The following is a 14,127-nucleotide window of genomic DNA, read 5'->3' as shown; positions in this document are numbered from 1 at the left end:
CTGCGCGGCGGTTGCGCGCGTTCGTAATTCGACGCCGCGACCCTTGGCGCGCGGGGTTAACTTTCCGGAAAAGCGACGCAGTCATGATTGCCGCAATTTCCCGGATGCTGAGTCGTCCTTCGCGTATTGCGTCTCAATCGTTGGAGCACATTCATGAGTGGCATTTCCATTCGCCTCACTCACAAGGTCATGGCGATCGGACTGTTCGGCCTCATCGGGCTCGTCGCCTTCGGCACGATCTACCAGATTGGCAGCCTCTCCCAGGACACGTCTCGCGACGCCGCCGAAGAGGCGCGCAGGCTGTCCGATCTGAACCAGCGGATCACCCATCAATTGCTCGAAGCGCGCCGGGCCGAGAAGGATTTCCAGCTTCGCCGCGATCAGTCCTATGCGAAGCGTCACGCCGAACTTGCTTCCAACATTACCCACAATCTTGATCGTCTCGGCAGCGCGACGCGTGCGGCAGGGTACGCGGCAGTCGGGGAAAAGGCGTCACTGGTCCGCGCCGGCTTCGAGAGATATGTGAGCGAATTCGCGGCCGTCGAACGGGCCGAGGTCAAGCTTGGATTGAACGAAACCCTCGGGTTGTCAGGCTCGTTGCGCACGGCGGTGCACGACATCGAGACCAAGCTCAAGGACGTCGACGATCCCAGGCTCACCAGCGGCATGCTGACGATGCGTCGTCACGAGAAAGATTTCATGTTGCGCCGCGACCCGAAATACCTCGACGCCCTGAAGAAGACGGCGACGGAATTCTCCAGGCAAGTCGAGGCTTCGGCGATCCCGCCGGCCGTCAAGGCCGATATCGGCAAGAAGCTCTCCAAATACCAGGACGACTTCGTGGCGTGGGTAGCCGGCGCGCAGGATCTGGCCGCGCACGGCTCGGCGATGTCCAAGGAATTCCGCACCATCGAGCCCGTGCTCGACGAGATCGAAAAGACCGTCAGTCAGCGATATGACGCGGCGAAGGCCGCCGAAGAGTCGATGCGGGCCTCGATCAAGCTCTGGATGTGGGTCGCACTCGGATGCTCCATCCTGCTGGTGGGGAGCGTGTCCTTCTTCACCGGCCGCTCGATCTCGACCGCGCTGATCGCCATGGTGCGGTCGATGACCGGTCTGGCAAACGGTGACACCTCCGTCGTGATCCCCGGCGTCGGCCGCAAGGACGAGATCGGCGAGATGGCCGGCGCGGTGGCGGTCTTCAAGACCAACATGGCGGAAGCCGATCGGCTGCGCGCCGAGCAGGCCGAAGCGGACGCGCGTGGGCGAGAGCAGCGCAAGCTCGACATGCAACGGCTCGCCGATACGTTCGAAGGCGCCGTCGGCGAGTTCATCGAGACGGTGTCGTCGGCGGCCACCGAGCTCGAGGCGTCGTCGAATACGCTGACCCACGCCGCCGAGCGCGGCAACGGGCTTGCCACCGCCGTGGCGGCAGCCTCGGAGGAGGCGTCCGCCAACGTGCAGTCGGTGTCGTCCGCGAGTGAGGAATTGACCTCCTCGGTCTCCGAGATCAGCCGCCAGGTGCAGGAATCGGCGCGTGTCGCCGACGTCGCCGTCGGCCAGGCTCAGCGCACCAATGCGCGCGTCGCCGAACTGACCAAGGCGGCTTCCCGCATCGGCGACGTCGTCGAGCTGATCAACACCATCGCCGCGCAGACCAACCTCCTGGCACTCAACGCGACGATCGAAGCGGCGCGGGCGGGCGAAGCCGGCAAGGGTTTTGCGGTGGTCGCGACCGAAGTGAAGGCGCTTGCCGAGCAGACCGCGAAAGCCACCGGCGAGATCGGTCAGCACATCGGTGCGATCCAGACTGCGACAGACGAGTCCGTCGGCGCGATCAAGGAGATCGGTGACACCATCGCGAAGATGTCGGAGATCTCGTCGACCATTGCCGCTGCGGTGGAGGAACAGGGCGCCGCCACGCAGGAGATCTCCCGCAACATCCAGCACGCCGCGCAAGGCACTTCCGCAGTCTCGTCGAACATCGCCGACGTCCAGCGCGGCTCCGGCGAAACCGGGGCTGCCTCGGCGCAGGTGCATTCGGCCGCGCAGTCGCTGTCGCAGGAGAGCAACCGGCTCAAGAGCGAGGTCGCGCGCTTCCTGGAATCAGTACGGGCGGCTTGAGGCGGTCGTCCGGTGCATGTGGTGGTGCGTCGTGTTTCGCATCGCAGCACGAGGTGTCCTTGCAGCAGCAAGAGACGGTTGCGGAGAAAATAACGCCCGACGAGACCGACCCGTAGTTTTACGTAGGCTCCTGTTAACGCCTGCTTGCAATTATAGGGCGCAATCTTACGGGATAAGAACCAGCCAGCATTGTTGAACTGACCTTCGCCCGGTCGTCCGTCGTGACGCCTGCGGCGCGGGTGACGTGCGCGCTGCCAGGGTATCATCGGGATTTGTGTGATGTCGAAGTTGTCGATCGTTTTCAAGCTTCTGACCGTGCTGTCGGTCCTCGTTCTGTCGCTCGCCGGGGTCGGCGTGACGGCGATCGGCACCATGCAGAATATCAACGCTCACACGGTCGAGATTGCACAGAGCTGGCTGCCGAGCGTGCGAGCGCTCGGGTCCATGCGCGCCGACATCAACGAGCTGCGCGTTGCGCTCCGTTTGCACCTGATGCAGGACACCGCCGAAGGCAAGGAAGCCGCCGAGAAGCGGCTGGCCGGCTTGCGTGAGCGCATCGAGAAGACGCGCAAGGTCTACGAGCCGCTGATCACGGCCGCCGAAGAGCGCGCGCTCTATGAGCAATGGAGCAAGGCGTGGGGCGAATATCTGAACGGCGTGCAGGAGACGATGGCGCTGTCGCGCAAGAGCGTCGGCCGCTTCCCGACCGACGCCAACGAGATGTTGCAGACCAAGGTCGCCAAGATGGCCCAGGCCGCCGATCCCCTGCTTCAGAAGGGCATCGAGCTCAATAACCAGGGCGCCGAGCTGGAGACCAGGCAGGCGGCCGACAGCTACGCCACCATCTTCCGCGTCCTGGTCGGCATCATCGTGCTGTCGGTCGTGATCGCGATCGGCGCCGCCTATTATCTCGTGCGCGACGTCTCTCGCGGCATCGCCTCGATCATTCGTCCGATGCAGTCGCTCGGCGAAGGAGACCTCTCGGCCGAAGTGCCGCATCGCGGCGAGAAGACCGAGATCGGCTCGATGGCGGATGCGCTCCAGATCTTCAAGGAAGCGCTGGTTGCCAAGAAAGCCGCCGATGAGGCGGCCGCACGCGACGCCGAGGCCAAGATCGAACGTGGTCGCCGCGTCGATGCCATCACGCGCAATTTCGAGGCCATGATCGGCGAGGTCGTCGAGACCGTGTCGTCGGCCTCGACCGAGCTCGAGGCCTCCGCGGCCACGCTGAGCGGCACGGCGCAGCGCGGCCAGCAACTCGCAACCGTCGTTGCGGCTGCGTCCGAGGAAGCTTCCACCAATGTCCAGGCGGTCGCGTCCGCCTCGGAGGAGCTGTCGTCCTCGATCACCGAGATCAGCCGCCGCGTGCAGGATTCGGCGCGGATGGCCGCGGAAGCCGTCGAGCAGGCGGCGCGGACCAACGATCGCGTCAACGCGCTGTCGCAGGCGGCCTCCCGCATCGGCGACGTCGTCGAACTCATCAACACCATCGCCGGCCAGACCAACCTGCTGGCGCTGAATGCGACCATCGAAGCGGCGCGCGCCGGCGAAGCCGGTCGCGGCTTTGCCGTCGTCGCCTCCGAGGTCAAGGCATTGGCCGAGCAGACCGCGAAAGCGACCGGCGAGATCGGGGCGCAGGTTGCAGGCATTCAGTCCGCAACGCAGGAATCCGTCAGCGCCATCCAGGAGATCGGCGGCACCATCGAGCGGTTGTCCGAGGTGTCTTCGGCCATCGCCGCCGCCGTCGAGGAGCAGGGCGCCGCGACGCAGGAGATTTCGCGCAACGTCCAGCAGGCCGCGCTCGGCACGCAGGAAGTCTCGTCCAACATCACCGACGTGCAGCGCGGCGCGATCGACACCGGCTCGGCCTCGGGCGAAGTGCTCTCGGCGGCGAAGTCGCTGGCGACCGACAGCACCCGCCTGAAGGTCGAGGTCGCGCAGTTCCTGGAATCGGTCCGCGCGGCCTGATCTTTACGCGCTCGCCTGCGGAGCCGGCGGCGGTGCGACCTGCCGCCGGAACAGGATGCGCTGGTAGAGCCAGCCGATCGCGACCAGCACGACGCCGAGGCACATGAACGACAACGCGCGGTAGACGCCCGTGAGCGTCGACATGTCGATGACGAAGGCCTTCAGGATCGTCAACGCGATGACGGCAGCCGAGGCCAGCCGTGCGCGCTCCGAGTTGACGAGAATGCCGACCCCCAGCAACGCCACGCCGAAGGCGAGCCAGCCGATCGAGTAGGTGTATTGTTCGGCGCCCGTCGTCGCGCCGGTGGAGAGGATCGGGCCGTGATAGAAGCGGCGGATCTCCAGCGTGACATAGGCGAGCGCGAACACCAGCGCGCCGCCCGCAATCGTGTTGGCGTAGACCTTGCCGCGCATCCCCACCACTGCGTAGGACAGCAGCAGCATCAGCACCGCCGGCAGCGCATAGCCGAGCAGCAGCAGGTTGAACACGGCGCCGCCGACGTCGATGTGCCAGATCAGCGGGTTCTCCAGGATCAGGAGGCCGAACACGCTGATGAGCCCGCCGATCGCCGTCAACACGACCGCGCCGACATTGTGCACGATGCTGCGGCTGCGCAGCCGCAAGCGCTCCAGCCCGATCGCCATCGCGAGCGTGACGCAGACCTGCAGGGCGAATTCGAGCAGCGACGGCGGCGAGGTCATCCGGCCATTGGTCGCAAAGTGCCGGATCTCCATGAAGGCGAGCAGCGCGGTGAACAGGATCGCCGCGGTCTCGACCATGCGCAGCGGCGCATCGTCGGCGCGGCGGCGCAGGAAGATGCTCGCGGCCCAGAACGAGGCCGCCGGCAGGCCATAGCCCCAGAGCAGCCAGTTGAAGATCGGCGTGGTGCCGACGGCATCGCCGACGATGCGCGGATCGTAGCCAATGCGCGCGGTGACGATGCCGGCGAAGATGGCAGCGAGCCAGCGCAGGAATGGGATCGGCCGCTGCATCGAGATCCAGGCGGTGCCGAGCGACATCAGCGCCAGCGCAATTGTGAGCCAGCCCTTCTCCAGCGCGAAGGTCAGCGCCAGCGCCAGCGCGCCGAGCGTGCCGGTCGCGAACAGGGCGGTGGAGACGGCGACGCCCGGCCGGGTTTCGCGCCGTGTAAGCGCTTCGGTCGCAGCACCGAAGGCGGCGGCAAGCAGCACCGCGAGGATCGCGAACGGGATCGAGCGGTCGAGATGGGCGATGCGCGCGTAGAGCGCGATGAGGATCGCGATCGGCGTGGCGACGGCTGCGGCCGACCACACCACGGGAATGATTGCAGAGTTGGAGCGGCCCTGCGCGAGGAAGCCCGCAACGCCGAAGCCGATGGCGAAGATCGCGGCCATCACCAGATGCAGCGTCACCGAGCTGTCGATCGCGGCCGGTCCAACACCTGCGATGGGGCCGCCCGGCAGCACCAGCATGTCGGGATTGGCGCGCACCGCCCATTCGGCGAACACGATGAAGACGGTCGCTGCGGCCGCACCGAGCGCGCCGGTCGCCGCCGGCGCACGCCAGGCGACGAGAAGCGTCGCGCCGACGAGAAGCGTGAACGCGATCAGCGCCAGATCCGCATGTGCGCTCGACAGCACGATCAGCATGGCGCCGAACAGGTAGGCGCCGAGCGAGCTCGATGAGACCGGCTCGATCTCGCCGTCCTCGATGCTGGGGCCGAACATGAAGCCGCAGACGACGAGCAGCGCGGCGAGCACGAAGCCTGCGATGACATGGAAGGCGTGCGGCGCGACCTGCAACTCTTCGCTATCCAGACCCGGGAAGATCCAGAGCACGGCAAAGGCGATCGTCGTGACCGCCAGCCAGCGCCACAGCCGGATGCGCGCGAGGCCGAAGCTCGCGGCGGTGACGATTGCGAGATAGATGTAAAGAGCCCAATAGTCCGGCTTGCCACTGGAGACGAGCAGCGGCGTCGCGAAGGCGCCGACCACGCCGAGGCCGGCCAGCGCCGGCCCGTGCAGCAGCGCGGCGGCGAGCGTGCACATGGCCACGATGCCGAGCAGCACGAAGGCGGTGGCGGGCACGAGGAAGCCGTAGAGCGCATAGGCGGCATAGATGGTCGCGAACGCCACCGCCGTACCCGCGGCGGTGAGGATCGCCGGGATGTTGGCGATCGGCAGCGCCTGGATGTTGGAAATGCTTTCCTTGCGCCGCGACCACTCGCCGGCCCCGAGCAGCGCAGCTGCGAACAGGCCGCCCAGGAACACGCGCACGCCGGGGCCGAGCAGACCGGCCTCGATCGAATAGCGCACCATGAAGAAGCCGCCGAGCGCCAGTGCCAGGCCGCCGATCCAAACCACCCAGCGGGTGCCGAGCTGCTCCTCGAAGCCGGGCGCAGCAGCCGGCACTGGAGGTGGTGCGGCAGCCGCGGGGCTCGCTTCGAGCGGCGGCGGTGAAAGCTCTTCGGTGACGAGTGGCGGCGGCGCCGGTTCGGCTTCGGGCGCAAGCGGCGGCGGCTCGGCGGCCGTCGTCGCGGGCGCGGGGGCCTGCTCCTGCGCGGGCATGAGCGGCGGCGGCTGCACCTGCCGTTGCGCGTAGAACATCTCTTCGAGCGAATTCAGTCGCCGGCGCAGCTCGGCCGCCTGGCTGGAGGCCTTGATCGCGATCAGGAAGGCGGCGATCGCAATGATCCACGCAAAGACGTCAAACGGGCCGTCGAACATAAAGCCTCCAGGCGACCGGCGGGCAGGGGCCGGTCACATAGTATGTCGGGTCAACGCCGGGAGCGCACGCGCAAGCCCGGCGCGGGCCGCTCCTGGAGCACGTCACGCCGGAAGCGATAGAGCGCCGCCGGCCGTCCGCCCGTCTGTGTCGACATCACCCCGGTCGGTTCGACCAGGGCTTCCATTTCGACCAGGCGGCGGAAATTCTGCTTGTGCAGGTGCCGGCCTGAGATTGCCTCGACCGTATGCTGCAGTTCGGTAAGTGTGAATTCGGGCGGCAAAAGTTCAAAGACGACAGGACGATACTTCAGTTTTGCACGCAGCCGCGCGATCGCCGTGGCGAGAATCCGGCGGTGATCGAACTGCATCGAGGTCCCGAGCGGGGGAAGCGTCTTGCGCGCTAATGCCGCAGGGCGGCCGTCGCGCCGCGCCTCCTCGACCAGCCCGGCCTCGTACAGGAGCTCGTAGCGGTCGAGCACCCGCTCCTCGTCCCAGGCCGCCCCGTCGAGGCCGAAATAGAACCGCACGCGATCCCTGCGCGGCAGCGCGCGCGTCGTCTCCGGCGTCTCCTCCGCGGCCCATTCGGTCAGCGCGGGAATGATGTCGCGGGCGATGATCGCCGGCGGCTCCTCGCGCCGGTCTTCCCACGGGAAGAAGCGATACCATGGCGCGAAGCTCGCCGCATTGGCTGCAAGCTCGCCGTCCACCGCGCGCGTCAATGCGAGATAGCCGATCGACACCATATGCGCGCCGGTATCGCCGGCCTCGGCATGGCGGCCGCGATCGCCGAAGGTGTAGAGCTGCTCGACATAACCAAGCCGCAAGCCCGCCTGTTCCTCGACCCAGGCGCGCAGGCCGATGTCGAAGGTGCGGTGCGCGAGCGCGTCGAACGGGCCGAACGGCAGGCCGGCAAGCCCGTCACTGCCGCGCGCGGTGAGGATCAGCGGCTCGTGCCCCTCGATCGCGACGATCGCCGCGGTCAGGCCGATCTCGATCGGCGTCAGCAGCGTCTCGCTCATGCGGCTGATATCGCGGGGGTTGAGAGAAAAATATGCCGATTGATTGAGCCGGCCTCTCCACGAACTCGCTGCACCTCTCCCGCTTGGGGGGGAGGTCGACGCGCTCGAAGAGCGCGGCGGGTGGGGGCTCTCTCCCCACGGGGGTCCTCGCTTGCGGATATACCCTCTCCCCAACCCTCTCCCGCAAGCGGGAGACGGGGCGCACCTGCGATGTGGCGCGCAGCTGTCATTCGAGCTCGATCACGAAGGGGCGGCCCTCGACCATCATCGCGCCGGGGCCGATCTCGTCGAGCGCGCGCAGCATGCGGCCGTCGCGTCCCAGCGCACGATCGGCAAGGCCGACGATGCGCCGGTTCGGCGAGGCGATCGGCGATGCCGAGCGGATCTTCCTGGCGATCTCGAGCTCGTCGCGGTTCGGATTGAGCGCGCACACCGCCGCAAACGCGCTCGCAGTGGAGCGGCTGATGCCGGCATAGCAATGCACCACCAGCGGCGCACTGCGGTCCCAGCCGCGGACGAAGTTCAGCACCTGATCGATATGGGTCTCGGACGGTGCGACGAAACCGTCCATCTCCTCGGTGATGTCGTCCATCGAGACCTTGAGATGGTTGGCGGGCAGCACGGACACCGGCCGTGCCACCTGCTCGACATTGGCCATCACGGTCAGCACGTGGCTGGCCCTGGTGAGGCGGACGGTTTCGGGAAGCGCGGCGAGGGAACAGACGTGGATCATGGGGGACCTTTTTGCCGCCGAGTATAGCCGGTGCCGTAGGGTGGGCAAAGCGGAGCGTGCCCACCACCTTTGTCGCAAACGCGAAAGGACGTGGGCACGGCGCAAGCGCGCCTTTGCCTACCCTACGGCGCCTACGCGAACACCGCGCCAAACCGCTCCAGAAACTGCTTCTCGGCCCGGGCCGCCGTCCACGGCGTCAGATAGTCGCGCCGGACGCTGTCGGAGAGGCCGGGATCCTTGCCGAACAGACGCCGCGCCTCGCTTTCGCTGAAGCCGGCAAGCTCGGTCGCTTCCAGATAGGCCGCCCCGCGATCGGCGGCCTTGATCGCCAGCGTGATCTCCTCGGGCAGCACCGGCGGCAGGCCGAAGCGGACATGGATGGCGCCGAGCAGGCGTTTCTCCACCGCCTTGTAATGGCCGTCGAGCACCGCCTTGAACGGCGAGATCATGTCGCCGATGACATATTCGGGCGCATCATGCAGCAGCGCTGCGAGCCGCATGCGCTGGTCGACCCGCGGCATCTCGTGCCGCATCACGGTCTCCACCAGCAGCGTGTGCTGCGCGACCGAAAAGATGTGCGTGCCAACGGTCTGCCCGTTCCAGCGCGCGACGCGCGCCAGCCCATGCGCGATGTCGGCGATCTCAACGTCGAGCGGGGAGGGATCGAGCAGATCGAGCCGCCGTCCCGACAGCATGCGCTGCCAGGCGCGGGACGCCACGTCGCGTGCAGTCTTCTTGGCCGTCATTTGACCTTGAGGCGCGGCTTGCGCTGCGACTTGCTGCAGCTGGCGTGACAGTGGCAGTCGACGAGGTGGTCGTTGACCATGCCGGTCGCCTGCATGAAGGCATAGACGATGGTCGGGCCGACGAATTTGAAGCCGCGCGAGGACAGATCCTTCGAGATTTGCACCGACAGCGGCGTCGAGGCCGGCACGCTCGCGGTGGTCTTGAAATGATTGACCTTGGGCCGTCCGTCCATGAAGTCCCACAGCAGTTTCGAGAAGCCGGGACCCTTCTCCATGATGTCGAGATACGATCTCGCGCTCGCGATCGTGCCGTCGATCTTGGCGCGGTTGCGCACGATGCCGGCATCGTTCATCAGCGCGTGCACCTTCTTGGCATTGTAGCGCGCGATCTTCTCCGGCTGGAAATCGTCGAAGGCTTTGCGGAAATTGTCGCGCTTGCGCAGGATCGTGATCCAGGACAGGCCGGCCTGGAAGCCGTCGAGGATCAGCTTTTCGTAGAGCGCGCGGTCGTCATATTCCGGCACGCCCCATTCGGTGTCGTGATAGGCAACATAGAACGGGTCATCGCCGGGCCAGGGGCAGCGGGTTTTTCCGTCGGGATGCAGGCGGGGAGCGCGGCTCATGCGATGGGTTGCTTGGCTGGAATGCGAACGACGTCCGGTTCCGCAAGCTTCAAGATGAGGCCGCCTGCGGTGAGGGGCTGGCCGGCATCGAGCGCGTCTGCGACACGGTCGATGCGCACCAGGGCAATGCCCTTGCCGCCGGATGTCGAGCCGATGGTGCCGACCGGCTTGTCGCCGGCAAGAATGGTCGCGCCTGCCTCGGGCGAGGGACCATCGAGCAGCACCTTCACGCTGCGGGTACGCGCGGTGCCGCGATGCTGCATGCGCGAGACGACCTCCTGGCCGACATAGCAGCCCTTGTCGAAGTCGACGCCGGCAAGACGGTCCATGTTGGTCTCGTGCGGAAACGCATCGCTGTACATGAAATCAAGCCCGCCGCGCGGCACGCCGAGCGCGATGCGGTGCGCCTCGTATTCGGCGGCGTCGACCAGCTCGGCCCCGATGAGGTCGGAGAGTTTCTGTTTGAGATCCTCAGGGATCAGGATGCGGGTGCCGAGCGCTTCGTTGCGAGGATCAGCGAAGGCGAGGTCCGGCTGCGCCGCAGGCTGGCCGTCCCAGGCGGCGAGCACGCCGAGATCAAGGTTTTCCACCGTGACCTTGGCGCGCAGCTTGTAGAATTTCAGCTTGGTGGCGAAGCTCTCGGCCAGTGCTTTGGGGCAGTCGATCAGGAACCCGCCGCCGTGACCTGCGGGGACTTCCGTGATCAGGAAATCCACGATGATCTTGCCCTGCGGCGTCAGCAGCGCGCCGAATCGCCCCAGCCCCGGCTTCAGCCTGTCGAGGTCGGTCGTGACCAGGCCGTTGAGGAAGTTGCGCGCATCCTCGCCCGCGACCTTGACCACGCCCCGGTCGGGAAGAAACGCTGATTTCATGCGAAAATCTCTTGCGACATGTTGCTCCGGAACGTAAGCCCGCGAGGCATAAACGACAAGACCTCGAGCCCTGCGCTTGGGGATGAGAAGGGCCTTCAGCCATGACCCAGCGTTTCGATGTGATCCTCAAAGGCGGCACCGTCGTCAACCAGGACGGCGCGAATGTTCGCGATATCGGCATCACCGGCGGCCGCATCGCCGAGCTGGGGCCATTGTCGCAGGCCTCGGCCGCGGAGGTCATCGACTGCAAGGGCCTGCACATCCTGCCCGGCGTGATGGACACGCAGGTGCATTTCCGCGAGCCCGGGCTGGAGCAGAAGGAAGACCTCGAGACCGGTTCGCGCAGTGCCGTGATGGGCGGCGTCACCGCCGTATTCGAGATGCCGAACACCTCGCCGCTCACCGTGACTGAAGCCACCTTCACCGACAAGGTGAAGCGCGCCCATCACCGCATGCATTGCGATTTCGCTTTTTTCATCGGCGGCACGCGTGAGAACGTGCAGGACCTGCCGGTGCTCGAACGTGCGCCTGGCTGTGCCGGCGTCAAGGTGTTCATCGGCTCCTCGACCGGCGCGCTGCTGGTGGAGGACGACGAAAGCCTGCGCCGCATCTTCCAGGTGATCCGCCGCCGCGCGGCCTTCCATGCCGAGGACGAATACCGCCTCAACGACCGCAAATCGCTGCGCATCGAGGGCGACCCGCGCTCGCATCCGGTGTGGCGCGATGAGACCGCGGCGCTGATGGCAACGCAGCGCCTGGTCAAGCTCGCGCACGAGACCGGAAAGCGCATCCACGTGCTGCATATCTCGACCAAGGAAGAGATCGAGTTCTTGCGCGACCACAAGGACGTCGCCTCCTGCGAGGCGACGCCGCACCACCTCACGCTGGCTGCGCCCGAATGCTACGAGCGGCTCGGCACGCTCGCGCAGATGAACCCGCCCGTGCGCGGCGCCGATCACCGCGCCGGCATCTGGCGCGGCATCGAGCAGGGCATCATCGACGTGCTCGGCTCCGACCACGCCCCGCATACGCTGGAGGAGAAGCAGAAGACCTATCCGGCTTCGCCCTCCGGCATGACCGGCGTGCAGACGCTGGTCCCCCTGATGCTCGATCACGTCAATGCGGGCCGGCTTTCTCTGGCGCGCTTCGTCGATCTCACCAGCGCCGGCCCCGCGCGCCTCTACAACATGGCCTGCAAGGGCCGCATCGCCGCCGGCTACGACGCCGATTTCACGGTCGTCGATCTGAAGCGCAGCGAGACCATCACCAACAAATGGGTGGCGTCGAAAGCTGGCTGGACCCCCTATGACGGGTTGCGCGTCACCGGTTGGCCCGTCGGCACCTTCGTCCGCGGCCGCCGCGTGATGTGGCAGGGCGAGCTGGTCACGCCCGCGCAGGGCGAGCCGGTGCGGTTTCTGGAGACGCTGAAGCAGTAGCTTGCCGCGCTCGTTGTGATCCGTCATCCTGAGGTGCTTGCCATGCAATGCTCTCGCATTGCATGGCAAGCCTCGAAGGATGAGCGGCCCCGCTAGCGGCCGTGCCCTTCGAGGCCTCCGCTACGCTCCGGCACCTCGGGGTGACGGGGATAGTATGCGTATGATGGGAGACTATCCAATGAGCCAAAGTGCCCTCATCGCCACCGAACAACTTGCCGCCATCCTCGGCGATCCCAACCTGCGCCTCTACGATTGCACGACCTACAACGAGCCGGTGCCGCCGGGCAGTGACGTACCGTATCGCGCAGTCCCCGGCGACAAGACCTTCGCCGCAGGCCACATCCCCGGCGCCGATTTCCTCGACCTGCAAGGCGAGTTCGCCGACACCTCCGCGCGCCCCCTCTTCATGATGCCTGATGTCGGCCAGTTGGAGGCCGCCTTCGGCCGCCATGGCCTCGATGCGAGCAAGACCATCGTGCTCTACAGCATCGGCACGATGATGTGGTCGACGCGGTTCTGGTGGATGCTGCGTTCGCTCGGCGTCGATGCGCTGGTGCTCGACGGCGGCTTCGACAAATGGAAGGAGGAGGGACGTCCAGTCGAGACGGGCGCACCGAAAGGCTATCCGGCCACGACCTTCAAGGCCACGCCGCGCGCGGGCTTCTTCGTCGACAAGAATGTCGTGAAGGCACGGATCGGTGATCCCTCGACGGCAATCGTCAACGCTCTCTTGCCGCAATTTCACCAAGGCCTCGAGCCGAGCCGCTACGGCCGGCCGGGCCGCGTGCCGGGCAGTATCAACGTTCCCGCCCCATCGCTCGTCAATGCCGACAAGACGCTGACAAGTCTTGCGGATGCGGAAGCAAAGTTCGTCGCCCAGGGCGTCACGCGCGACAAGACCGTGATCTGTTATTGCGGCGGCGGCATCTCGGCGACGATCAACCTCTTGCTGCTGACGCAGCTCGGCTACGACAAGCTGACGCTCTACGACGGCTCGATGGGCGAATGGGCACGGGACCTTTCGCTCCCGATCGAGACGGATTAGGTGGGCGGCTCTTACCTCCCCTGGAGGGGAGGGTAAGAAAGTCAGGAACTTTTTTCCTTGGTTTGCATCCAATGTCCGGAACCAATGGAGATAAGGTGCCCGCCATGCCAGGGACCGCAGCCGGCCTGTCCGCCGGCGTCAGGACATCGGAAGTCGAGCTGATCGAGCGCGCGCGGCGCCGTGACGAGGCTGCGCTCCGCGAGATCATGCAGGCCAACAATCGCAGGCTCTATCGCCTCGCGCGCGGGATATTGCGCAGCGACAGCGAGGCCGAGGACGTAGTGCAGGAAACCTATGTCCGCGCCTTCACGCATCTCGATGGCTTTCTGGGTGAAGCCGCGCTGTCGACCTGGTTGTCGCGCATTGCGATCAACGAGGCGCTCGGGCGCTTGCGCAGTCGGAAGCCGCAGGTCGAGCTGGGATCGGTGCCGGAGGCAACGCTGGAAGCACAGATCATCCAGTTTCCCCTTTCGTCCGCCGCAACCGATCCGGAAAAATCCATGGCCCAACGCGAGATCCAGCGTGTCGTCGAACACGCGGTCGATGAATTGCCCGATGCCTTCCGCATGGTCTTCATCGCGCGGGTGATGGAGGCCATGAGCATGGAGGAGACGGCCGAACTGCTCGGCATCAGGCCCGAGACCGTCAAGACGCGGTTGCACCGTGCGCGCACCCTGCTGCGCGAGAACGTCGAGAAGAAGATCGGCCCCGTCGTGATGGACGCGTTTCCGTTCGCCGGACAGCGCTGCGAGTGCCTGACGGAGGCGGTGCTCAGGCGCCTTGGCATCGGCTCATGATTTTTCGGGAACGTTCGCGCAAAACACCCATCCAATCCCTGTGAAGCAACGCGCCGGC

The 14,127-nt window shown here is 66.2% G+C and carries 11 protein-coding genes; 5 read left to right on the top strand and 6 right to left on the bottom strand.

The window, feature by feature from the left end:
- Positions 1-153: 153 nt before the first annotated feature.
- A complete protein-coding gene (locus GGD66_RS31365) occupies positions 154-2,124 on the top strand; it encodes a methyl-accepting chemotaxis protein (RefSeq protein ID WP_183260241.1) in 1,971 nt (656 codons plus the stop codon).
- A 279-nt stretch (positions 2,125-2,403) separates the two neighbouring features.
- Entirely contained in the window at positions 2,404-4,092 is a 1,689-nt protein-coding gene (locus tag GGD66_RS31360; RefSeq protein WP_177237509.1) for a methyl-accepting chemotaxis protein, read from the top strand.
- Positions 4,093-4,095: 3 nt separating this feature from the next.
- Here GGD66_RS31360 and GGD66_RS31355 read toward each other — a convergent pair whose 3' ends face one another.
- The 6 genes from GGD66_RS31355 to GGD66_RS31330 form a co-directional block, all read right to left on the bottom strand.
- Positions 4,096-6,798, bottom strand: coding sequence for a DUF2339 domain-containing protein (locus GGD66_RS31355; RefSeq protein ID WP_183260239.1), 2,703 nt, complete (start codon positions 6,796-6,798; stop codon positions 4,096-4,098).
- 50 nt (positions 6,799-6,848) lie between these two features.
- On the bottom strand, positions 6,849-7,817 hold the full coding sequence (locus tag GGD66_RS31350; RefSeq protein ID WP_183260236.1) for an NrtR DNA-binding winged helix domain-containing protein: 969 nt from the start codon (positions 7,815-7,817) through the stop codon (positions 6,849-6,851).
- A gap of 226 nt (positions 7,818-8,043) precedes the next feature.
- On the bottom strand, positions 8,044-8,550 hold the full coding sequence (locus GGD66_RS31345; RefSeq protein WP_018323373.1) for a tyrosine phosphatase family protein: 507 nt from the start codon (positions 8,548-8,550) through the stop codon (positions 8,044-8,046).
- Between the two features lie 131 nt (positions 8,551-8,681).
- Complete coding sequence (locus GGD66_RS31340) at positions 8,682-9,296, bottom strand: YfbR-like 5'-deoxynucleotidase (protein WP_183260234.1); 615 nt, start codon at positions 9,294-9,296, stop codon at positions 8,682-8,684.
- Positions 9,293-9,919 carry a DNA-3-methyladenine glycosylase I gene (locus GGD66_RS31335; RefSeq protein WP_092262461.1) on the bottom strand — a complete coding sequence of 209 codons (627 nt, stop codon included), beginning with the start codon at positions 9,917-9,919 and terminating at the stop codon, positions 9,293-9,295. Before GGD66_RS31335 ends, GGD66_RS31340 begins: the two co-directional genes overlap by 4 nt.
- On the bottom strand, positions 9,916-10,791 hold the full coding sequence (locus GGD66_RS31330; protein ID WP_183260232.1) for a folate-binding protein YgfZ: 876 nt from the start codon (positions 10,789-10,791) through the stop codon (positions 9,916-9,918). The genes GGD66_RS31335 and GGD66_RS31330 overlap by 4 nt, the downstream gene beginning before the upstream one ends.
- Positions 10,792-10,892: 101 nt before the next feature.
- Here GGD66_RS31330 and GGD66_RS31325 point away from each other — a divergent pair, with 101 nt between their 5' ends.
- The 3 genes from GGD66_RS31325 to GGD66_RS31315 all read left to right on the top strand — a co-directional run bounded on the left by GGD66_RS31325 (position 10,893) and on the right by GGD66_RS31315 (position 14,069).
- On the top strand, positions 10,893-12,227 hold the full coding sequence (locus GGD66_RS31325; RefSeq protein WP_183260230.1) for a dihydroorotase: 1,335 nt from the start codon (positions 10,893-10,895) through the stop codon (positions 12,225-12,227).
- Between the two features lie 178 nt (positions 12,228-12,405).
- A complete protein-coding gene (locus tag GGD66_RS31320; RefSeq protein ID WP_183260227.1) occupies positions 12,406-13,272 on the top strand; it encodes a sulfurtransferase in 867 nt (288 codons plus the stop codon).
- Between the two features lie 104 nt (positions 13,273-13,376).
- On the top strand, positions 13,377-14,069 hold the full coding sequence (locus tag GGD66_RS31315) for an RNA polymerase sigma factor (RefSeq protein ID WP_177237511.1): 693 nt from the start codon (positions 13,377-13,379) through the stop codon (positions 14,067-14,069).
- Positions 14,070-14,127: the final 58 nt, after the last annotated feature.

This window comes from Bradyrhizobium sp. CIR48, from assembly GCF_014198315.1.
Lineage (GTDB): Bacteria > Pseudomonadota > Alphaproteobacteria > Rhizobiales > Xanthobacteraceae > Bradyrhizobium.
Note: the sequence above shows the minus strand (reverse complement) of the source record. Positions and strands in the feature narration are given on the sequence as shown.